The 21,209-nt window shown below is 64.6% G+C and carries 22 protein-coding genes; 12 read left to right on the top strand and 10 right to left on the bottom strand.

Annotation, left to right across the window (positions count from 1 at the left end):
* Positions 1-25 precede the first annotated feature (25 nt).
* Entirely contained in the window at positions 26-1,003 is a 978-nt protein-coding gene (locus tag F2P44_RS20255) for a sensor domain-containing diguanylate cyclase (RefSeq protein ID WP_167088850.1), read from the top strand.
* Positions 1,004-1,022: 19 nt separating this feature from the next.
* The gene (locus tag F2P44_RS20250) at positions 1,023-1,373 is read left to right on the top strand and encodes a hypothetical protein (RefSeq protein ID WP_054264689.1); all 351 of its coding nucleotides are present in this window, start codon (positions 1,023-1,025) and stop codon (positions 1,371-1,373) included.
* 221 nt (positions 1,374-1,594) lie between these two features.
* On the opposite strand, the gene F2P44_RS20245 is transcribed toward F2P44_RS20250, so the two are convergent.
* The 6 genes from F2P44_RS20245 to F2P44_RS36160 all read right to left on the bottom strand — a co-directional run bounded on the left by F2P44_RS20245 (position 1,595) and on the right by F2P44_RS36160 (position 6,472).
* Complete coding sequence (locus tag F2P44_RS20245; protein WP_167088849.1) at positions 1,595-2,356, bottom strand: alpha/beta hydrolase family protein; 762 nt, start codon at positions 2,354-2,356, stop codon at positions 1,595-1,597.
* 65 nt (positions 2,357-2,421) lie between these two features.
* On the bottom strand, positions 2,422-3,909 hold the full coding sequence (locus tag F2P44_RS20240; protein ID WP_167088848.1) for a Y-family DNA polymerase: 1,488 nt from the start codon (positions 3,907-3,909) through the stop codon (positions 2,422-2,424).
* The gene (gene imuA / locus F2P44_RS20235; RefSeq protein ID WP_167088847.1) at positions 3,839-4,546 is read right to left on the bottom strand and encodes a translesion DNA synthesis-associated protein ImuA; all 708 of its coding nucleotides are present in this window, start codon (positions 4,544-4,546) and stop codon (positions 3,839-3,841) included. The genes F2P44_RS20240 and imuA overlap by 71 nt, the downstream gene beginning before the upstream one ends.
* A gap of 133 nt (positions 4,547-4,679) precedes the next feature.
* Complete coding sequence (locus F2P44_RS20230) at positions 4,680-5,102, bottom strand: hypothetical protein (protein ID WP_167088846.1); 423 nt, start codon at positions 5,100-5,102, stop codon at positions 4,680-4,682.
* Between the two features lie 57 nt (positions 5,103-5,159).
* A complete protein-coding gene (locus F2P44_RS20225) occupies positions 5,160-6,356 on the bottom strand; it encodes an extracellular catalytic domain type 1 short-chain-length polyhydroxyalkanoate depolymerase (RefSeq protein ID WP_167088845.1) in 1,197 nt (398 codons plus the stop codon).
* Positions 6,350-6,472, bottom strand: coding sequence for a hypothetical protein (locus tag F2P44_RS36160; protein WP_267877619.1), 123 nt, complete (start codon positions 6,470-6,472; stop codon positions 6,350-6,352). Before F2P44_RS36160 ends, F2P44_RS20225 begins: the two co-directional genes overlap by 7 nt.
* Positions 6,473-6,696: 224 nt before the next feature.
* On the opposite strand from F2P44_RS36160, the gene F2P44_RS20220 reads away from it, so the two are divergent.
* Positions 6,697-7,221: a PRC-barrel domain-containing protein gene (locus F2P44_RS20220; protein WP_167088844.1), complete on the top strand. Its 525-nt coding sequence runs from the start codon at positions 6,697-6,699 to the stop codon at positions 7,219-7,221.
* A 226-nt stretch (positions 7,222-7,447) separates the two neighbouring features.
* Here the strand turns inward: F2P44_RS20220 and hrpA are convergent, their stop codons facing one another.
* The gene (gene hrpA, locus F2P44_RS20215) at positions 7,448-11,917 is read right to left on the bottom strand and encodes an ATP-dependent RNA helicase HrpA (protein ID WP_229423647.1); all 4,470 of its coding nucleotides are present in this window, start codon (positions 11,915-11,917) and stop codon (positions 7,448-7,450) included.
* 53 nt (positions 11,918-11,970) lie between these two features.
* Here hrpA and argA point away from each other — a divergent pair, with 53 nt between their 5' ends.
* Positions 11,971-13,281 carry an amino-acid N-acetyltransferase gene (argA, locus tag F2P44_RS20210; protein WP_167088843.1) on the top strand — a complete coding sequence of 437 codons (1,311 nt, stop codon included), beginning with the start codon at positions 11,971-11,973 and terminating at the stop codon, positions 13,279-13,281.
* 35 nt (positions 13,282-13,316) lie between these two features.
* The gene (locus F2P44_RS20205; RefSeq protein WP_167088842.1) at positions 13,317-13,589 is read left to right on the top strand and encodes an oxidative damage protection protein; all 273 of its coding nucleotides are present in this window, start codon (positions 13,317-13,319) and stop codon (positions 13,587-13,589) included.
* A 60-nt stretch (positions 13,590-13,649) separates the two neighbouring features.
* Here the strand turns inward: F2P44_RS20205 and F2P44_RS20200 are convergent, their stop codons facing one another.
* Both F2P44_RS20200 and rpiA read right to left on the bottom strand, forming a co-directional pair.
* Positions 13,650-13,991, bottom strand: a complete 342-nt coding sequence (locus F2P44_RS20200) for a putative periplasmic lipoprotein (protein ID WP_167088841.1) — start codon at positions 13,989-13,991, stop codon at positions 13,650-13,652.
* Positions 13,992-14,066: 75 nt separating this feature from the next.
* Positions 14,067-14,744, bottom strand: coding sequence for a ribose-5-phosphate isomerase RpiA (gene rpiA, locus F2P44_RS20195; RefSeq protein WP_167088840.1), 678 nt, complete (start codon positions 14,742-14,744; stop codon positions 14,067-14,069).
* 198 nt (positions 14,745-14,942) lie between these two features.
* Here rpiA and F2P44_RS20190 point away from each other — a divergent pair, with 198 nt between their 5' ends.
* From F2P44_RS20190 to F2P44_RS20180, 3 genes are read left to right on the top strand one after another with little or no spacing between them, the layout of a single operon-like run.
* On the top strand, positions 14,943-15,332 hold the full coding sequence (locus tag F2P44_RS20190; RefSeq protein WP_167088839.1) for a response regulator: 390 nt from the start codon (positions 14,943-14,945) through the stop codon (positions 15,330-15,332).
* Positions 15,329-15,955, top strand: a complete 627-nt coding sequence (locus F2P44_RS20185) for a chemotaxis protein CheC (protein WP_167088838.1) — start codon at positions 15,329-15,331, stop codon at positions 15,953-15,955. Before F2P44_RS20190 ends, F2P44_RS20185 begins: the two co-directional genes overlap by 4 nt.
* Position 15,956: 1 nt before the next feature.
* Positions 15,957-16,916 carry a sensor domain-containing diguanylate cyclase gene (locus F2P44_RS20180; RefSeq protein WP_229423646.1) on the top strand — a complete coding sequence of 320 codons (960 nt, stop codon included), beginning with the start codon at positions 15,957-15,959 and terminating at the stop codon, positions 16,914-16,916.
* A gap of 169 nt (positions 16,917-17,085) precedes the next feature.
* Here F2P44_RS20180 and F2P44_RS20175 read toward each other — a convergent pair whose 3' ends face one another.
* The gene (locus tag F2P44_RS20175) at positions 17,086-17,553 is read right to left on the bottom strand and encodes an Lrp/AsnC family transcriptional regulator (protein ID WP_167088837.1); all 468 of its coding nucleotides are present in this window, start codon (positions 17,551-17,553) and stop codon (positions 17,086-17,088) included.
* Positions 17,554-17,680: 127 nt separating this feature from the next.
* Between F2P44_RS20175 and F2P44_RS20170 the strand changes: the two genes are divergently transcribed.
* The 4 genes from F2P44_RS20170 to F2P44_RS20155 are packed head-to-tail and all read left to right on the top strand — an operon-like array spanning position 17,681 to position 21,204.
* Positions 17,681-17,953, top strand: coding sequence for a hypothetical protein (locus F2P44_RS20170; protein WP_167088836.1), 273 nt, complete (start codon positions 17,681-17,683; stop codon positions 17,951-17,953).
* Between the two features lie 58 nt (positions 17,954-18,011).
* Positions 18,012-19,220: an efflux RND transporter periplasmic adaptor subunit gene (locus F2P44_RS20165; protein ID WP_167088835.1), complete on the top strand. Its 1,209-nt coding sequence runs from the start codon at positions 18,012-18,014 to the stop codon at positions 19,218-19,220.
* A complete protein-coding gene (locus F2P44_RS20160) occupies positions 19,220-19,984 on the top strand; it encodes an ABC transporter ATP-binding protein (RefSeq protein WP_229423645.1) in 765 nt (254 codons plus the stop codon). Before F2P44_RS20165 ends, F2P44_RS20160 begins: the two co-directional genes overlap by 1 nt.
* Complete coding sequence (locus F2P44_RS20155; protein WP_229423644.1) at positions 19,981-21,204, top strand: ABC transporter permease; 1,224 nt, start codon at positions 19,981-19,983, stop codon at positions 21,202-21,204. Before F2P44_RS20160 ends, F2P44_RS20155 begins: the two co-directional genes overlap by 4 nt.
* The last annotated feature ends 5 nt before the right edge of the window (positions 21,205-21,209 follow it).

Below are 21,209 nucleotides of genomic sequence, written 5' to 3'. Positions count from 1 at the left end.
GCACGGCCCTCCTGAAGCCGCCGCAATGAGTACGAGCATCGAGGTAGCGCCGACCGAGGCGCAGGCAATCGCCCAGTTGTCGGAAGAAAACGCCTTGCTGCGCCAGGAGCTGGGGCGGCTGCGCGCATCCGAACGCACCTTCCGCGCGCTACTCGACCATGCGCCCCTGCTGATCTCGGCCAAGTCGCTCGATGGCACGATTCTCATGGCCAACCGCCACTTCGAGGTCCTGGACGGCTACGACGCGGCCGCCTTCGTGGGCCGCAAGGTGTTCGACCTGTTCCCGCCGGATATTGCCGAGCAGTTATGGCGCAACGACCTGCGCGCCGCCGCCGAACGGCGCCCCATCCACGAAGAAGAAACCGTGTACCACCGCGACCGCTCCCCGCACACCTATGCCACGGTCAAGTTTCCCTTGTTCGACGAGAGTGGCGCCGTGATTGCCACCTGCGCGGTGTCGAGCGACATCACCGAGGTGCGGACGGCCCAGGCCGACAGCCTGAACGATGAATTGACGGGGCTCAAGAACCGGCGCTATTTCAATATGCGTTTCGTGGAAGAGCAGCGGCGCGCGCAGCGCGATCAACGCCTGCTGACCTTGCTGCTGGCCGACGTCGACCGTTTCAAGGGGTACAACGACACGCACGGCCATCCGCAGGGCGACATGGTGCTGGCCGCCGTGGCGCAGGCGATCCGGCACACCCTGACCCGGCCGGGCGACCTGGCGTTCCGCCTCGGCGGCGATGAATTCGCCTGCCTGTTTACCGCCAACACCGAAGAGGAAAGCGTGGAGCTGGCCGAGCGCATCCGCGCGGCGCTGGCGGCCGAGGCCATCCCCCACCTGGCCAACGATCCGTATGGCACGGTGACCTTGTCGATCGGGCTGGCATTCCTGTATCCGCACGATGCCGATGATGTACTTGCGCAAGCTGCGGCCTACGAGCGGGGCGACCAGGCGCTGTACCGGGCCAAGCACAAGGGGCGCAATACCGTGTCGCGCTGATGGTGCTATGCTGCGCCTTATGACTACCGATACCGACATCCAGCTGAGCGGCCCGTTCAAGGCCAGCGACAGCAGCAGCCATTCCCACGACGTCAAGGCGATCCGCATTTTCGACGAGGGATACGGGATTATTGACGTGTACGTGGACTTCGCCGCGCCGATCGAAGGTGGGCTGTACAAGGACAAGGTCCTCGTCGGCAACATCATCGACCGCCTGCGCGCGCTGGGCTACGTGGGGCCGAACTTTGGGCACAGCGACCCGGGCTTGCAAGAGCGCAAGCTGATCGTACTGGAAGCGCCCGAAGAATTCAGCGCCTTCGCCAAGCTCAAGGGCTGGAAGAACCTGGCCGAAGAATTCGACGACGAATAAAGCGCGTCGCCCCCTCCCACAACCTTGCCGCGCCGCTTGAAACAGGGCGCGCGCCGTGCTGCATGCCCCTTGACTTCCAAGCCGTCCTGCCCGCACAGGGCTCGGCGCCCCGCAGCAATCCAAATTAACGATCTCGAGCAACGATGTCTTGAATGTACGCCGTGGCGCGCATTCCCGCGAACCCTGCTTCGCTCGCAGCCGGCAGCGGCATCGTTCTCCTCCTACGCGCTCACATAGCGCGCGCTCCACGCCGCAATCATCCCCGCCACCCATACCGCATCGTCCCTGCTCGTGAGCAAATGATCGGCATCGTCGAGCGACACGAAACTCTTGGGATGCTTGGCCGCCTGGAAAATATGCAGCGCATTTTCAATCCCGACCGTGCAATCCTGCGGCGCATGCATGACCATCAGGGGGCGCTTGAGCTGGCTCGTGCTGGCGTTCAGATTCTGCTCGGCGGCATCGCGCAAGAACTGGCGCTTGATGGTAAACGGCCGCCCGGCCAGTTGCACCAGGGCCTCGCCATCGGCTTCGATCAGCCCGAGCTGGTTCCCGAACAAGCCGCTGACATGCGAGGGATCGCTGGGCGCACCGATGGTCACGACGGCGCGCACCTCGTCGATGCTGGCGGCGGCGGCCAGCACGGCGGCGCCACCCAGGCTGTGTCCGATGAGGATCTCGGGCGCCTTGAGCGCGCCACGCATGAACGCGGCGGCAGCCACCAGATCCTGCACATTCGATGAAAAATTGGTATTCGCAAAATCGCCTTCGCTCGCGCCCAGCCCCGTGAAATCGAAGCGCAGCACCGCGATGCCGTGCTCGGTGAGGGCCTGGGCGATGCGGCTGGCCGCAAATACATCCTTGCCACAGGTAAAACAATGGGCAAACAGCGCATAGGCGCGCGCCGCACCGTCGGGCGCATCCAGACGGGCCGCCAGGGTGTGGCCATCGGCGCCGGTAAACGCTTGTTTTTCGCTGTACATTCGCGCTCCTCGTCCATAAAGAATCCAGGCATCTTACCCCGCTAGCGTTACCGCTGCCGCTTGCCTTAACCAAACAAGCCATGCAGGAACCAGCGCGGCGCGCTATCGCCATCGGCGCCGGCGATGCGCTCGCGGTAGACCCAGTAATGGGCATGATCCTGCCCTTGCGCAATGAAGTAATCGCGCGTCTGCGACTGGCTCCACCAGCCCGCCTCGATCCGCTCGGGGGTCGAGGCCATGCGCAGGGGCGAGCCGTAAAACGGCCGGTGATCGCGCATCAGCAGCGCCACCGGCTTGGCCAGCAGCCAGGCCGGGCGCGGCAGGCTGAGCAAGTCCGGCGGCAATTGCGGCTGCGTCTGCTGCTGCGCCGTGCGCCGCGTGCGCTGCACCGGCACCCAGCGGTTGGCCAGCTCGGGCCGGTAATCGGCACGCGGGGCCGCCTGCAGCACATTCTCGGGACCGAGGCGTGCCACCAGCAGTTCGAGCATGCGCCACTGGTCCTGCTCGCTGCCGCCGGGTTCGGGAAACAGCGACTCGCTCGGCATGGCCATGGCCTGCACCTCGGGCGCTTCGAGCACCAGGCCGATCACATGCGCTTCCAGGCTCAGGCTGCCCAGGCGCTCGCGCAGCAGTCGCACCAGATGCTCATCGCGCCAGGTCGGCTCGGCCAGGATGATGTCGAGCACGGTGGGCGGGCGCGCCACCCTGCCGCGCTCGTGTTCGAGCAGCAGCACGATGCGCCCCACCGCCAGCTGGTGCGCGCACAGCCAGCCCGTCATTTGCAGCAGCAGGCTGTGGGCGCCGGCCAGCAGGGCATCGGCCTGCTCGACCCGGTCGAACAATTCCAGCCGGGCCTGGAAGCTGGTGGGCGCGGCGATCCAGTCGAACAGCTCGGCCGTCATGCCGTAGGCGGCATCGAGCACGCCCAGCAAGGCGCCGCCGCAACGGCGCTGCAAGCCCGGCCGCGGCAGGCGCCGCAGCTGGCCCAGCGACAGGCAGCCGATGCCCTCGAGCCAGGCGGCAAACGGGCGCGCCGGCAGCGGCAAGGCGGCCGGCAGAAGGTCGAGGCGACGTTTCAGCGATGCCATGCCGAGCGCGTGGCCGCTGCCGCCGCGCGCCAGCAGCCAGGCGCCGCGCGCCGTCGGCGCGCAGCTCAGACGGGCGCTGAAGCCAAGCGCGCGCACGCTGGCGCGGATGCGCCGGCACAGCGCGCGCACCCCGCCGAACAGGCGCAGGCTGGCCCCCACGTCCATCAGCAAGCTCGCTTCCTCGGCCAGGGTGACCTGGGGCGTGTATTGCAGCAGCGCCATGGCCAGCGCCTGCATGGCCGCCGCCTCGCGCACGGGCTCGCGCTCGTGCAGGCGCGCCGCCGGCAGCAGCATCAGCACGCCGCCGCGGCGCATGCCCTCGCGCACCCCGCCCGCCCGCGCCAGCGGCGAGGCGGCCAGCACGCGCCCGTGTTCCAGCACGACGCTGGCGGCGTCAGCCGACCAGTGCGGGCTGAATACGTCGAGCGGGAGCCGGGGCAGGTAAAGGCCGATCCAGAGTCGCATGGCGTTGCAGTAAAGAAGGAGTCAGGGGCAGGAACAGCGGCGCGTCGCGCTGCGGTCCCCGGCGTTTGACGAAACCGATATCGAGCCCGCCGGGGGCCGGACGCAGGCTCAGGCGCAGCGGCGCGGGCGACGCATCCTGGGCCGCCGCGAGCGGGCGCAGCAGGAAGAACAGGGCTTCGCCGCACTGGGCCGCCAGGTGCAGGCGGCGCAGCGCATCGGGACGCGCATGGCTGGCCCAGAACAGCAGCGCGCCGCAACTACCGCTGCGCAACACCTGCTCGGCCGCCCACAGGGCATCGGCATTGCGCGGGCTGCGCACCCAGATCATCCGGGAAGGGGGCAGCCCGAGTGCGGCCAGCGCCAGCGCCTGGGGTGGATGGGGTGGCTGCAGCAGCACGATGCGGCGCTCGGCGACCTTGGCCAGGGCCGGGCGCAGCAGGCGCAATTCGCCGATGCCGCTTTGCTGCAGCAGCAGTTCGACCAGGCAGCCGCTGGGCCAGCCGCCGCCGGGCAACTGGGGCGACAGGGTGGGATGGCCGCTGTCGACACAACGCGTGCCGGCATGGGCCAGCTGGGAAGCGCGCCACAGGGCGGGATGCAAGGTCTCGGGCGCGGCAAGGAAATCAGGGGAGCTCATGGTCAGATCAACAAAAGTACTGTATGTTTATACAGTACTCTGTCACTACCAATTTGGCAAGGCCTATCGTGCGTACCAGCGTCCTCCTACAACCGGGGTCAGACCTCTGATTAGAAATTTTTCCAGTCAAGCATCATCTCTGCAGCAACCACGCCCGCAGGGCGCCGGGCAAGACCATCAGGGCCATGCCTAATACAACAAGAGTACTTAAGCCAATGACAAACCCTGACTGATCAGGCACGATTTCCTTCTTAGAAAAATTGTACAAGCCGTAATCGATTGCGATAAACAGGATGAACAGCAGCAAGAAGCCCAAAGACACGCACAACCAGTCGGTCCAGCTATCGATACCCAGCTCGACGGCGCCTTTTCCAATCCAGTAATACAGCGCTATCGGCACCGTCACGGCGCAACAGAATACCGACCTCCCCACTATATGCTCGGACTCGGGCAGGAACGTAAAAATCAAGGCAACAATCAACCCGCAGAGCGCCACCAATCCGACGCCGGTCGCGAAAACATTTTTCTTGTCTAGATTTGCATACCAGTGGCGCATGGGTGGATTCCGGCAGGGATGAATAGGTGCGCATCATTGCCCAGAAACAAACCAAGGTCAACGCCGGTGCTTGCCGAAAAAATCGACCAGCATCTTGCTGGCATCCGGCCCCGCCGCCGAATTGAACGACAGGCGCGCGTCGCCCCCGCTCCAGGCATGCTGCAGCTGGGCGATCTGGGCCACGCGCAGCATCAGCTTGCGTCCGCGATACACATCGTGCAGCTGGTGCGGCAAGCCGCTGCGCCCGCCCGCCTTGTGCACCACCCGCACCGGCGTCGCCGCCGGCAAATCATTGAGCAGCATCGCCTGGCGCCGCAAGTGCACCTGGTTGACCGGCCGCACCACCCGGTCGTCGTCACCCTGGATCAGGATGGTCGGCATGGATGGAAAGTCCGGGCGCCGTTCGAGCACCTCGGCGATGGCGCTGTCGACCCGCGCGCCATTACCATGTTGCATGACCCCAAGCGCTCCGACCGTGCTGTGTCCCGCGCCATACAGCGGCCCCGAATGCAGCCCGAGCCCGGCGAACAGCTCCGGATGGTTGAGCGCGACGATATTGGCCATGCCCGCTCCCGCCGACATCCCGCAGATAAACACCCGCGAGCGGTCCAGGCCGTACGCGGCCAGCACTTGTCCAATCATGCCGACAATCACCGGCACATCGCCGCCGCCCTGCTGGGTAGCGCGGTCATACCATTTCCAGCAACGGCGCGGATGGGCAGTGAGCGATTGTTGCGGGTACAGCACGGCATAGCCGGCTTTTTGCGCCATCTGGTTCATGCGCGTGCCCTGGGCAAACTGGGTGGCGCTCTGCTCGCAGCCGTGCAACATGACGATCAGCGGCCAGCCCGAGAGCGGCGGCGCGCCATCGGGCAGATACAACCAGTAACTCATCGGGCGCAGCACTTGTCCGCTCTGGCCGGCGTAGCGCGCAGTGAGCCACTTGCCCGGCGCTGGCGCGTCTTTGAGCAAAGCTGCCGGCGCGGCGCGCGGCGCTGGTGTGGGTTTCGGCGTGGATGCGGCGGTGGCGGCGGGTCTGGGTTTCGGCGCGGGCTTGGGCGCGCTTGTGGCAGCGGGTCTGGATTTCTGCGCGGACTTGGGCGCGCTGGTGGAGGCGGGTTTCGGTTTGGCGCGCGCTTTGGGCGCGGGCTTGGGCGGCGCAAACAGGGCCGTGAGCAGGCGCGCGGCCGAGCGTTGCTGTTTTTTCCCCACGCGCATCAGGCTGCGCAGCAAGGGGGCGCTCGACTTTACCATCGCAAACGCACCATCACGCGCTGGTGCAGGCGCGCCCACAGGATGGCGGCGGACGCGCGGGTGGGAATCGGTTTGCCGAGCGGGCCGGCGGGGTTGCAGCGTGCGGTGACGAACATGGTGACGGGCTCCTTTCAACCAGCATAGCGTGGACCCATGGCGCCGCTCCGTGCGTTGCGCCGCTTAGCGGGTCCGATGAACAAAAAAGCAACATCGGCGGGAGACGCGTGCGGGCCGACACCATTGAGGCATATCAAAGAACGGCTTGCGCAAAAACCTAGTCTGTTTGCATAAGGACTGCGGCCGGCGAGGTCCGCACACCCAAAAACACCAGGAGAACGAGATGAATTACACAGAGCGCGACAAATATGGCATGTACAAAGGCAGCGCCGGTCCGGGCCCTGCCCTGATGGGCGCCGACACCCTGATCGGCGACAACGTGGTCAATGCCCAGGAAGACGACCTGGGCGAGATCAAGGAAATCATGCTCGACATGCGCAGCGGGCAAGTCGCGTATGCGGTGCTGGCCTTCGGCGGCATGCTGGGGCTGGGCGAAAAACTGTTTGCGGTGCCGTGGCAAGCGTTGCACCTCGACACCGTCAACAAGCGCTTCGTGCTCAATGTGGAAAAGGAGCGCCTGAAAAACGCGCCCGGCTTCGATCCCGATGCCTGGCCGGACATGAGCGATGTCGGCTGGGCCAACCAGATACACGGGTTTTACGGCATCGACAACAGCACCGGCGGCGGCATGGGCACGGCCACGCAGTCCGGCATGAGCGGCGCAGGAACGAGCACGATGAGCGGCAGCTCGGGCACGAGCGGCATGGGCGGCGGCTCGGGGACGAGCGGCATGGGCGCCGGACTATGAAGCGTGCTTGACGAATAAGCGCTGACGGCGCGGGCGCCAGTGCGGCGTCCCCGCGCGCACCCGTGTGACCCGCGCGAATAGCCGGGCACGCCGGCCGAAAGTGTCCACGCGTGGCGCCCTGCGGCTTCCGTACGTCTGAGCCTCAACCTGGATAAGACGCACGCCTGCGGCTTCCGCATGCCTGTGGCTTCCGCATGCCTGTGGCTTCCGCACGCCTGCGCCTGGATCAGCGCTGCATCGACTCCCACACCTTTTGCAGGCGCTTGGCCGACACCGGCATTGGCGTGCGCAATTCCTGCGCATACAGCGACACGCGCAGTTCTTCGAGCATCCAGCGGAACTCCACCATCTTGGGATCGGTGTTCTTCCCTGCCAGACGGTCGCGCGCGGCGCGCATGAAGTGGCTGGCGGACTGGGTCCACTCGGCCATCAGCTTGGCGTCACGCGTGGGATCGGCACGCAGTTTTTCCAGTCGCACATTGATCGCCTTGAGATAGCGCGGGAAATGCGCAAGCTGGGCGTAATCGTTATCGATCAGGAAGCGCTTGTGCACCAGCCCCTGCAACTGCGACTGCATGTCGGCCGCGGCCTGCGCCTGCACGCCTTGCAGCTTCTTGGGCAAGCCATGGAACTCGGTCAACACTTGCGACACCAGTCGTGCAATCTCGTTCACCAGCAAGGTCAGGCGTGACTTGCCTTCGTCCTTGCGCTTGTTGAACGAGGCCGCGTCGGTCGGCAGCGGATCTTGCAGGCAGGCGATATCGATCGCCTTCTGGATGATCTGGTCGCGCAACTCTTCCTGCGAGCCCATCGCCATGAACTGCATGCCCATCTGCTGCAGACCAGGAATGTTCTTCTCGACAAACTTGATCTGCTCCTTGAACTGCAACGCAAACAGGCGGCGCAGGCCGACACGGTGAGTGGCGCTGGCCACGGTCGGGTCGTCGAACACTTCCAGGTCGCAGTGGGTCTGCTTGTCGACCAGCGCCGGAAAGCCGATCAGGGTCAGCTTGCCCTGCACGATTTCCAGCAGCTCCGGCAATTCGCCGAAGGTCCACGAGGTCAGGCCGGTATGCTGGCTGACCTTGGGCGCGTTCGCCTGCGAGGCCGCAGCCGAACCCGCCGCCGATGACGCCGGCGCCGCCGCCGAAACGCTCGTGGCCGTCGCCTGCACCTTGCCCGGCGCCGCCGGAATCGACACTTCCGCCAGCTTCTGGAAGCTCTGGCGCGCCTGCCCGCCGAATTCGGCCTGCAAAGTCGCCAGGTTGCATCCCATGTCGAGCTGGCGTCCGTGCTCGTCGATCACCTTGAAATTCATGAAGTGATGCGCCGGCAGCGTTTCGGGCTTGAAGTCGGTCGTCATCACCATCAGGCTCGTTTGCGAGCGGATATCGGCGATGATCGCGTCGATCAGGTCACCGCGCCCGAACTTGCCCGCCTCGTGCACGCGTTCGCAAAAGCGCGCCGCGTAATCGGGCAGCGGCACGCAATGGCGGCGCAGCTTCTGCGGCAGCGATTTCAAAAGCAGATGCACCTTCTCCTTGAGCATGCCCGGCACCAGCCAGTCGGCGCGCTCGCGCGGCAACTGGTTCAGCGCAAACAGCGGCACCGCCAGCGTGACCCCGTCGCGCAGGCTGCCCGGCTCGAAATGGTAGGTGAGCTGCATCTCGATCCCGGTCACCGACATCATTTTCGGGAACAATTCGGTGGTCACCCCGGCCGCCTCGTGCCGCATCAATTCGTCGCGGTTCAGGAACAGCAGCTTCGGTTCCTTGAAGGTGGCGTCCTTGTGCCACTTCTCGAAGCCGGCGCCGTTGACCACATCGGTCGGAATGAGCTTGTCGTAGAACGCGGCGATCAGATGGTCGTCCACCAGCACGTCGAGACGGCGCGACTTGTGCTCCAGGTTTTCGATCTCTTTGATCAGCTTGTGGTTATGCGCGAAAAACGGCGCGCGCGTATCGTAGTCGCCCGCCACCAGCGCATCGCGAATGAAGATCTCGCGCGCTTCGGCGGGATTGAACTGGCCGTAGTTGATGCGGCGCTGGCTGTAGATCACCAGCCCGTGCAAGGTCGCGCGTTCGGACGCGGTGACCTGCGCGGCGCGCTTTTCCCAGCGCGGCTCGCCCCACGATTTTTTCAGCAGGTGGCTGCCCACCCGCTCGATCCATTCGGGCGCGATGTTGGCCACGCAGCGCGCGTACAGGCGCGTGGTCTCCACCAGTTCGGCCGCCATGATCCACTTGCCCGGTTTTTTGGTTAGCGAAGAACCCGGCCACACGTGGTACTTGATGCCGCGCGCGCCCAGGTAGCCGGCGCCCGGCTCATCCTCGGACTTGAAGCCGATATTCCCCAACAGGCCAGTAAGCAGGGCCGTATGCAGGTTCTCGTACGTGGCCGGCAGCTCGTTCATGCGCCAGCCCTGCTCCTTGACGATGGTAAGCAGCTGCGAATGCACGTCGCGCCATTCGCGCAGGCGCACCTGCGAGAGGAAATTGGTGCGGCAGTTTTCCATCAGCTGGCGGTTGGTTTTCTTGTGCTCGATGGCCCCTTCGAACCACGTCCAGATCTTGATATAGGTGAGGAATTCGGACTTCTCGTCGGCGAACTTCTTGTGCGCCTCGTCGGCCGCCTGCTGGTGCTCCATCGGCCGGTCGCGCGGGTCCTGCACCGACAGCGCCGAGGCGATGATCAGCATCTCGGTCAGGCAGGCGTTTTCCAGCGCGGCCAGGATCATGCGTCCGACGCGCGGGTCGAGCGGCAGCTTGGCCAGCTTGTGGCCGAGCGGGGTCAGGTCGTTCGATTCGTCGACCGCGCCCACTTCCTGCAGCAGCTGGTAGCCGTCGGCGATCGCGCGCCCCTGCGGCGGCTCGATGAACGGGAAGGTCTCCACATCGGTCAGGTGCAGGGACTTCATGCGCAGGATGACCGCCGCCAGCGACGAGCGCAGGATTTCCGGCTCGGTGAACTTGGGGCGCTGAAGGTAATCGTTTTCTTCGTACAGGCGGATGCAGACGCCGTCGGCCACGCGCCCGCACCGGCCGGCGCGCTGGTTAGCGGCCGACTGCGCGATCGGCTCCACCTGCAATTGCTCGACCTTGTTGCGGAAGCTGTAGCGCTTCACGCGCGCCAGGCCGGCGTCGACCACGTAGCGGATGCCCGGCACCGTCAGCGAGGTCTCGGCCACGTTGGTGGCCAACACGATGCGGCGCGCATTGGTGATCTTGAAGACCTTTTCCTGCTCCTCGACCGACAGGCGGGCGAACAGCGGCAGGATTTCCACGTGCGGCGGATGGTGCTTGCGCAGCGCCTCGGCGCAATCGCGGATCTCGCGTTCGCCCGGCAGGAACACCAGCACGTCGCCCGAGCCGATGCGGCACAACTCGTCGACGCCATCGACCACCGCGTCCATCAGGTCGCGCTTGTCGCGCGCGGCCTGCGCCTTGGGCATCGGTTTGCCCGCCGCCGGCGGCGGCGTCGCCGCCACCGGATCGCGGTCGACCGGGCGATAGCGCACTTCCACCTTGTACAGGCGGCCCGACACTTCGATCACCGGCGCCAGCTTGTCGCCGTTGGCGAAATGGCGCGCGAAACGGTCGGCATCGATCGTCGCCGAGGTGATGATCACTTTCAGGTCGGGACGGCGCGGCAGCAACTGCTTGAGATAACCAAGCAGGAAGTCGATGTTCAGGCTGCGCTCGTGCGCTTCATCGATGATGATGGTGTCGTAGTTCTTGAGCAGCGGATCGGTCTGGGTTTCGGCCAGCAGGATCCCGTCCGTCATCAGCTTGACCGAGGCGCCCGGCTGCAAGGTGTCGGTAAAACGCACCTTGAAGCCCACGTGCACGCCCAGCGGCGTGCCCAGTTCCTGCGCGATGCGCTTGGCGGTGGACGACGCGGCGATCCGGCGCGGCTGGGTGTGGCCGATCAGGCCCTTCTGGCCGCGTCCCAGTTCCAGGCAAATCTTGGGCAGCTGGGTGGTCTTGCCGGAACCTGTTTCGCCGGAGACGATGATGACCTGGTTCTCCAGCAGCGCCTTGGCAATGTCCTGGCGGCGCCCGGAGACCGGCAAGTCCTCGGGAAAGGTAATTGGCGGCAGTGGCGTGCGAAACACCTCGCGCGGCGCACGCGCCGGACGTTCACCGGCAACCTGGCCTTCACGCGGGGCACGCTCACCGACAGCCTGGCCGTCGCGCGGCGCACGTTCACCTGCCGGCTGGCCTTCACGCGGTGGACGCGGCGTGCGCGCCGGACGTTCACCTGCTGGCTGACCTTCACGCGGCGCACGCTCACCATCCGGCTGGCCTTCACGCGGTGGACGCGGGGCACGCGCCACACGTTCGCCGGCTGGCTGGCCTTCGCGCGGCGCGCGTTCACCTGCCGGTTGGCCTTCCCGTGATGGACGCGGGGCACGCGCCGCACGTTCACCGGCTGGCAGGCCTTCGCGCGAGGCACGATCGCCCGGGGCACGATCGCCCGGGGCACGCTCGCCCGGGGCACGCCCGCCCGCCGCCTGACCTTCCCTTGGTGGACGCTGCCCGGCGCCCGGGCGCTCGCCCTCCCCCGGCTGGCGCGGCGCGCGCGGCTGGCGAGACTGGGACGAACGCGGCACGGCTTGAGGCGCCTCGCTGGCATTGCGGGGCGTGGCGACAGGTGGCGACGGCGGTGTGGAAGGCTTGTTACTCTGTTCTGACATTGTTTTTACATGAATTTAGCGCGCAAGTCGCGCAGCGAATTATAATGCGCCAAATGGAAACCCCTAACCAATTCGTCCAATGGCTGCGCTCAGTCGCGCCGTACATCCACGCGTTCCGTGGCAAGACCTTCGTGGTCGCCTTTCCGGGTGAACTCGTCACCGCCGGCGCGTTGCCGGTGCTGGCCCAGGATTTGTCGCTGCTGGTGGCGCTCGATATCCGGGTCGTGATCGTGCACGGCTCGCGGCCCCAGGTCGCCGAGCAGCTCGCGCTAAGGAACGTCGAAGGCCGTTTTCACAACGGCATCCGCATCACCGACACCGCCGCCCTCGAATGCGCGAAAGAAGCGGCCGGCGAACTGCGCCTCGACATCGAGGCCGCCTTCAGCCAGGGCTTGCCCAACACGCCGATGGCGCACGCCGCGATCCGCATCATCTCGGGTAACTTCGTCACCGCCCGTCCGCTGGGCGTGATCGATGGGGTCGATCTCGAACTGACCGGCATGCCGCGCAAGATCGCCGCCGAGACCATCCACGCGATCCTGGCCACCGACAGCCCGGTGCTGCTCTCGCCGCTGGGCTTTTCGCCGACCGGCGAAGCGTTCAACCTGACCATGGAAGACGTGGCCGTGTCGGCCGCGATCGCCCTGCACGCCGACAAACTCGTGTTCATCACCGAAACCCCGATGATGCTCGATGAAGGCGGCGCCGAAATCCGCGAACTGTCCTCGCACCAGGCCGAAGCCGTGCTGCAGGCGGGCTTCTTGCCGGCCGACGCCGCGTTCTACCTGCAGCACGCCATCAAGGCTTGCAACAGCGGCGTGCCACGCGCCCACATCGTGCCGTTCGAGATGGATGGCTCGGCCCTGCTCGAACTATTCACCCACGATGGCGTGGGCACCATGATCAGCCACGAAAACCTGGAAAGCCTGCGCCGCGCCACCATCGAAGACGTGGGCGGCATCATCAAGCTGATCGAACCGCTGGAAGCGGACGGCACGCTGGTCAAGCGCGGACGCGAACTGATCGAACGCGAGATCGACCAGTTCTCCGTCATCGAGCACGATGGCGTGATCTTCGGCTGCGCCGCCCTGTATCCGTTCCCGGAATCGAAAATGGGCGAAATGGCGTGCCTGACCGTGAACCCGGAAGTGCAGGCCCAGGGCGACGGCGAGCGTATCCTCAAGCACGTGGAAAACCGCGCCCGCGCGGCTGGCCTCAAGCAGCTGTTCGTGCTCACCACGCGCACCTCGCACTGGTTCCAGAAGCGCGGCTTCAAGCCGGCCACGGTCGACGCCCTGCCCAAGGACCGCCAGCATATGTATAACTGGCAGCGCAAATCCCAAGTACTGATTAAGTCTTTATAATCACGCCTTTACACTTATCCGCTTGAGGAGTACACATGGCCCGTACCGTCCATTGCATCAAACTGAACAAGGAAGCCGAAGGACTCGACTTCCCACCTTACCCGGGCGAACTGGGCAAGAAAATCTGGGAATCGGTGTCGAAGGAAGCCTGGGCGGCATGGCTCAAGCACCAGACCATGCTGGTCAATGAAAACCGCCTGAACCTGGCCGACCAGCGCGCGCGCAAATACCTGGCCACGCAGATGGGAAAGCATTTCTTCGGCGACGGCGCCGACGCTGCCCAAGGCTACGTCCCACCGGCCGACTGATCGCGCCAGCATCACGGCGCTGCCCCGCAGGGACAGCGCCACTCCTGCCTTATTTCCGCTTCAGATCTGCTTACACTGGCGCAATTCGCACTTGGCCTGGAAAATGGTCCGGTTATTGCACACCATGCGGTACACCTCGACCGGGCCCGGCGGCGTCATCAGGCCGGCACCCACGCCACCCGTACAACCCTGCTTCTTGGCCATGTTTTCCACCGTGACCGACGAAACGCCCGGGCGGAACGGCACATGCGCAATCGGCTGGCCCTTGGCGTCAAGCGCTGGCGCTTGCACCGGCGCCGCCATCTTCACGGGCGCGGGCCGCGCCTCGACTTTTTGTTTCCTGCCCGACGAACAGCCGCCCAGCACCGCCACACACATCACCGCCAAAAGCAATCGCTTCATGTTATCCCCGTCGTTGAACTACTTCTTTAACATCATGTCTGATCGATTTCTTGCCGAATCGATGTCTTGGATGGCTTAAAACGTCAGCGTCTTGACGCCTTCGCTGGTTCCCAGCAGGCACACGTCGGCCCCGCGCTGGGCAAACAGGCCGACGGCGATGACGCCGACGATCTGGTTGATCTGTTGCTCCAGTCCGGCCGGAGCGCTGATCGTCAGGCCGGCCACGTCGATGATCTCGCCGCCGTTATCGGTAATGAAGGCTTGTTCGGTGCCGGGTTTCAGGCGCAGGCGCGGCTGGCCGCCCAGGGCCGCCAGGCGCCGCATCACGGCCGCGCGCGCCATTGGCAGCACTTCGACCGGCAGCGCAAAGGCGCCCATGGTCTGCACCAGCTTGGAACCGTCGGCGATGCAGACGAACTGGCGCGACACGGAGGCGACGATTTTCTCGCGCGTCAGGGCCGCCCCGCCGCCCTTGATCATGGCGCCGCTGGCGGTAATCTCGTCGGCACCGTCGATGTAGACGGCAATCTCGGTCACGTCGTTCAGGTCGTACACGGCAATGCCGTGGCCGCGCAGGCGCGCCGCGGTCGCTTCGGACGAAGCCACCGTGCCCTTGATGCGGTCCTTGATGGTGGCCAGCTCATCGATGAAGAAATTGGCGGTGGAGCCCGTGCCAACGCCGATGATCTCGCCGTCGACCACGTAGGCGATGGCGGCGCGTGCCACGGCTTGTTTCAATTCGTCTTGAGTCATGTCAGGAAATAGGGGAGAAAAAGAAGGAATGCTCTTATTTTAACGGATCGCACCCCGCCAATACACCTTTCCTGTCCAATTTTGTTGCCATGTCGCATGAACGTAAGCAAGTCGGCGCCACGGCTGCCCCGTTTTACCTATACGGGGTGGGAAACTATGCGAAAATGCCTTGATGCATAGATTCCCTGGGAAAGTGACATGAACGAAACGAAAACTGTCCTCGTCATCGATGACAGCCGGGTGTCGCGGCTGATGGCCCGCCAATTCATCCTCAGCCGGCAGCCCGGCTGGCAGGTGGAAGAAGCCGGCACCGGCGAAGAAGCGATCGAGAAGGTGAAAACCCTCTCTCCCGTGCTGATTCTGATCGACGTCAACATGCCCGGCATGGGCGGCCTGGCCGCTGCCGAGCACCTGCGCGCGGCTTGCCCGGACGCCCACATTTCCCTCGTCACCGCCAACGTCCAGAACGCCACCCGCAACCGCGCCACGGAACTGGGCATCGGTTTCATGGAAAAGCCCATCACCGAAGCGCGCATGCACGCCCTGATCGGCGCCCTGGACGGCGCCCTGGACGGCGCCCTGGAATGAGCACGTTCAATCTCAGCGAACTGCAGCACGATGCGCTGGTCGAGATCTTCAACATCGGCGTAGGTCATGCGGCCAAGTCGATGAGCGAGATCGTCAATGAGAAAGTGACGATGTCGGTACCGTCGATCAGCTTCCTCAACCGTGCTGAAGCCGCTGAGATGCTCGGCAACAAGGACAGTGCGCGCGTATGCGGCGTCAGCCAGCACTACGAAGGCGCGTTCAAGACCGAAGCCATCTTGATGTTCCCCGAAGACAAGAGCCTCGATATCGTGCGCCTGATGGTGGGCGAGTCGGTGCCGCTCAAGGAATTGACGGAAATGGAGCAGGAAGCGCTGAGCGAGATCGGCAACATCATTCTCAATTCCTGCGTCGGCACCCTGGCGAATATCTTTGCGCAAGAATTGAGTGGGTCCCTGCCCGAGTACCACGTCGGCACCAGTGAAGAAATCCTGAGCGCCACCGGCGGCCAGGGCGATACCGTGGTGCTGATGCTGCATATCGACTTCATCCTCGAAAAACACCAGATCCACGGCTATGTTGCCTTCATCCTCGACCTGACCGCGCTGCAGGACCTGCAAGACCAGGTCGACCGCTACCTTGCCAAGATCATGGGTCCGGCCTGACATGGCGGACGCTGCGGCACCCGGCCAGGGCATGCTTGAGAGCGTGCTCGGCGCGATCAATCTGGGCACGATCGTGCTCGACCATGCACAGCGCGTGGTGGTCTGGAACCGCTGGATGAGCCAGTATTCGGAGCTGAGCGCCGAGCGTGTCGTGGGGCAGGATTTTTTTGCACTGTTCCCCGAGCTGGGCGGCAAGCGTATCGACAGCGCCGTGCGCCAGGCGCTGCGCGACAATTTTCCATCGGTGTTGTCGCAGACCTTGCACAAGGCCCCGTTTGGGCTGTTCGTCAACGCCGCCGCGCGCGAGGCGGGCGAGCGCATGCAGCAAGCCGTGGCGGTGACGCCGCTGGAGGTGCCGGGGCTGGCGCGCCATTGCCTGATCCAGATTACCGACGTCAGCGTGGCGGTCAACCGCGAACGGCTGCTGCGCGACCAGGCGCTGGAACTGCGCTCGCAGACATTTTCGGACGGCCTGACCGGGATCGCCAACCGGCGCCATTTCGATGTGGCGATGGACAAGGAAATGCGGCGCGCCAAGCGTTCCGGCACGCCGCTGTCGCTGCTGATGATCGATATCGACTTCTTCAAGCCCTACAACGACCATTACGGGCACCAGCAGGGAGATGACACCCTGATCAAGGTGGCGCACGCGCTGGCGGCCATGCTGCAGCGGCCAGCCGACCTGATCGCGCGCTATGGCGGGGAAGAGTTCGCGGTGATCCTGCCGGAGATGACGGCGGAACACAGCCAGACGCTGGCCGAGAAGATGCGCGAGCGCATTGCCGCGTTGGCGATTCCGCATGCCAAGGCCGAGCAGACCGACCATGTGACGGTGAGCATCGGCCTGGCGACGCACGCACTGGAAAATCCGAGCGATATTGCGGTGCTGCTGGGCGAAGCGGACCGGGCGCTGTACATGGCCAAGGCGGCGGGCCGTAACCAGGTGGTGAGGTTTAGTTAGTCCTAACATTGATGTTGGTACGTTTCCCTCGCAAGGCCACAAACCTCGAAACCGTCGTTCCTGCCATTGGCAGAAACGACTTCCCGCGAAGGCGGGAACCCAAGTTCGTGCTGTTGCCGAGTGGCGGTTCAACAAACTTGGGTTCCCGCCTTCGCGGGAACGACAGAGGCTACGGCTCCGGCGAATAACTGCGCTTCATCACCCGCAACACAAACGTCGACCTGCTATGCCGCAATCCCGGCAGCTTGTACAACCTGCGCCGCAAAAACTCTTCATACCCCGCCGTGCCTGCCACCGCCACCTTGATCAGGTAATCGTACTCCCCGGTCAGCAAATACGCTTCCAGCACTTCCGGCATATCGGCCAGCGCCTGTCCGAAGCGCTCGAAGGTATCGTCATCATGCCGGTCGAGCGTGACCTCGATCATCACCGTATCGGGCACGCCCAGCGCCTTTTGGCTCAGCAGCACCGTATAGCCCTCGATCACCCCCGCCTCCTCCATCTGCCGCACCCGGTTCCAGCATGGCGACGCCGACAGGCCGATTTTCTCGGCCAGCTGCGTATTGGAAATCCGTCCATCGCGGCGCAGCTCGCGCAAGATTTTGCGGTCAATCTCATCAAGTTCGGCAGCATTCATGGCTTTTCGTATTCCAAAAGAAGAATTTCCACGATATCACATTCCCAACAGAAGAATCTTCCGGAAAACTAAAAAGCTCCCCCTACTTCAAAAGCCTATTCCGCCGCCCTCCGGATATCCTTTCAACATGAACGATAGCCACCTCCCCCTGAGTTTCTCCGTCTCCAAGACGGCCACCCTGGACACCCTCGAAGCCGTGCTGGCCATTGCCCGCCGCGGCGGCCTGCAACTGGCCGCGCTCGCGCTCGACAGCCGCGCCGGCGATGATACCGTCTTCCTGAACCTGCGCGCCCCCGACGCCGACCTGCTCGACCTGTTCATGGCGCGCCTGAACAACGTGATCGGCATCACCGACATTTGCCCCCAGGATGAAAAAGTTACGCGTATGCATGTTGCCTAATTAGCATAAATGGCGGACACTACAACGTCGCGCTGCCGCGCCAGACTTGTTGAAGCCCATGACACTATTTACCCGGAAACGCGTAGCGATCCTGATCGCCGTGGCCGCTGCCGGCGCCGCCGGCGCTGCCTACCTGCAATCGACAAAAGCGCCCGTCATCCCGGAGTCGCGCTACCGCGCCGCGCCGGTCGACACCGGCACCATCACCCAGACCGTCACGGCCACCGGCACCATCAACCCGGTGGCGCTGATCAATGTCGGCTCGCAAGTATCGGGCACGGTGGTCGAGCTCAAGGCCGACTTCAACGACCACGTGAAAAAGGGCCAGGTCCTGCTCAAACTCGACCCGACCATCTTCAACGCCCAGATCCGCCAGGTCGAAGCGGGGCTGGCCTCGGCCCAGGCCTCGATGCGGCTGGCGCAAGCGAACTTCGAGCGCAACGAACGGCTGGTGGCCCAGAATTACGTGTCCAGCCTGACCCTGGACCAGGCGCGGCGCGAGCTGGACGTGGCCAAGGCGAATATCAAGCTGTCCGAAGCGCAACTGGCACGCGCCCAGGCCGACCTCGACAACAGCGTGATCCGCGCCCCCATCGACGGCGTCGTGATCAAGCGCACCATCGACCTGGGCCAGACCGTGGCGGCCTCCTTCACCACGCCAAACCTGTTCCAGATCGCCAAGGACCTGACCAAGATGCAGATCGACACCAGCGTCTCGGAAGCCGACGTGGGCGCGCTGAAAGATGGCCAGCCGGCCCACTTCGTGGTCGACGCCTATCCCGACCGGGAATTCGCGGCCAGCATGCGCCAGTTCCGCCTGGCGGCGAACGTGGTGCAGAACGTGGTCACCTACAACGTCGTGCTCGACGTGGAAAACAAGGAAGAATTGCTGAAACCCGGCATGACGGCCCAGGTGCGCCTGGTGGTCGGCAACCGTCCCAACGTGCTGCGCATTCCCACGGCCGCCCTGCGTTTCCGCCTCAGCGATGAAGAGCTGGAAAAAGAACAGAAGAAACAAAAGGCCGACGGCAAGACGCCGCCCGCCGTGCCGCCGCCGGCCGAAGATGACGACATCACCTTCCGCAGCAAGAGCGAAACAGCACGCATCTTCAAGGTCTACAAGCTCGACGAGAAGAACGCCGCCAAACCGGTCGACATCAAGATCGGCCTGTCCAACTTCCGCTACACCGAAGTGCTGTCGGGCGATCTGAAAAAAGGCGACAAAGTCATCACGCGCGCCAACGCCAGCGCCAAGAGCGAGTTCTGATGCCGGCGCAGGACACGCCGCTGATCGATATCCGCCAGGTCACGAAAAGCTATTTTTCGGGCAGCATGGAAACCCAAGTGCTGTTCGGCATCGACCTGCTGGTGCCGCGCGGCGATTTTCTGGCCGTGATGGGGCAATCCGGCTCGGGCAAGTCGACCCTGATGAATATTTTCGGCTGCCTCGACCAGGCCACCGGCGGCACCTACCTGCTCAACGGCATCGATACCGTGACCCTGTCGCGCGCCGAACTGGCGACCGTGCGCAACCGGACCATCGGCTTCGTGTTCCAGAGCTTCAACCTGATCAAGCGCATGAGCGTGGCCGAGAACGTGGCCTTGCCGCTGATCTACGCCGGCGTCTCGCGCGCCAAAGCGCATGCCAAGGCGCTGGTCGAACTGGACCGGGTTGGGCTGGCCGAGTACGCCAAGCGCACGCCCAATCAATTGTCCGGAGGCCAGCAGCAACGGGTGGCGATCGCCCGCGCGCTGGTGGGCGATCCGCCGCTGATCCTGGCCGACGAGCCAACCGGCAACCTCGACACCCAGACCAGCGTCGAGATCATGCGCTCCTTCCAGCAATTAAATAGCGAGCGTGGCATCACGATCCTGCTGGTCACGCACGAGCCCGACATCGCCGCGTACAGCAAGCGCCTGATGCGCCTGAAAGATGGGCGTGTGCTGTACGACGGCCCGGCCGCCGAGGGCTTGCGCGACCTGGCGCTCAGCCACGAGCAGCAGGTGCTGGCACACGGAGGCGCGCCATGAATTTCTTCCAGGTCGTGATCGAAGCGTTCCGTTCGATGAGCGCGAACCGCCTGCGCACCGCGCTGACCATGCTCGGCATCATCATCGGGATTACCTCGGTGGTGCTGCTGCTGGCCCTGGGCGACAGCATGCAGCGCTTCATCGGCAAGGAACTCGAAGCGCTGGGCACGAATATGCTGTTCATTTCGCCCGGCGGCAACCGCGCCGCCGCCCAGCGCATGCGCGCCGGGGCCGCCCCCGCATTGACGCTGGCCGATGCGGCCGCCCTCAATTCGCTGTCCAGCCTGTCCGGCGCGGCGCCGGCGCTGCAAGGCGGCTTCAAGCTGGCGGTCGGCAACGAAACGGCGTCGAGCAGCGTGAGCGGGGTGACGCCAGCCATGTTCAAGATCCGCAACTGGAAGATGGAGCTCGGCAGCGTGTTCAGCGAAGCCGACGTGCGCGCCGCCTCGCGCAGCGTGATCATCGGGCACAAGGTGGCCGACCAGTTCTTCTACAAGATGGACCCGCTCGGCAAATATATCCGCATCGAAAACGTCGCCTTCCAGGTCGTTGGCGTGCTGCATGGCGAAGGCAAGCAGGTCGACGGGCCGGACCTGTCGGAACTGGTGCTGGTGCCGATCACCGCCGCCCGCGCCCACCTGATCCGCAATCCCTTTCCGGACAATGTGCATTACGTCGTGGCGCAGGGCAAATCGGACGGCAACTTGCTCGATGCCATCGAAGACATCAACGAAACCTTGCGCGACCGCCATCACATCAAGTTCGAGGAGCCGGACGACTTCCGCATCGACAACCTGGCCTCGTTCGCGGAGACGGCCGGCAAGATCAGCGCCGGCATTGCCGCCCTGCTCGGCGTGATCGGCGCCATTTCGCTGGTGGTGGGCGGGATTGGCATCATGAACATCATGCTGGTGTCGGTGACCGAGCGCACGCGCGAGATTGGCATCCGCATGGCCATCGGGGCCAAGCCGCGCGATGTGCTGCTGCAATTTCTGACCGAGGCGGTGGTGATTTGCCTCGCTGGCGGCGTGCTCGGCATCGCCATCGCCGTGGGGCTGGCGGCGGCGATCACCGCCACCGGCAAGTTCGCGGTCGTGATCACCCTGTCCGCCGTGATCGTTGCCTGCGGCTTTTCCAGCCTGGTGGGCGTGTTCTTCGGTTTTTACCCGGCACGGCGCGCGTCCAGGCTGCTGCCGGTCGATTGTTTGCGTTACGAATAGACTAG

The organism is Massilia frigida (assembly GCF_011682175.1).
In the GTDB taxonomy this organism is placed as follows: Bacteria; Pseudomonadota; Gammaproteobacteria; order Burkholderiales; family Burkholderiaceae_D; genus Telluria_A; species Telluria_A frigida.
This window is presented reverse-complemented; position numbering and strand designations above follow the sequence as displayed.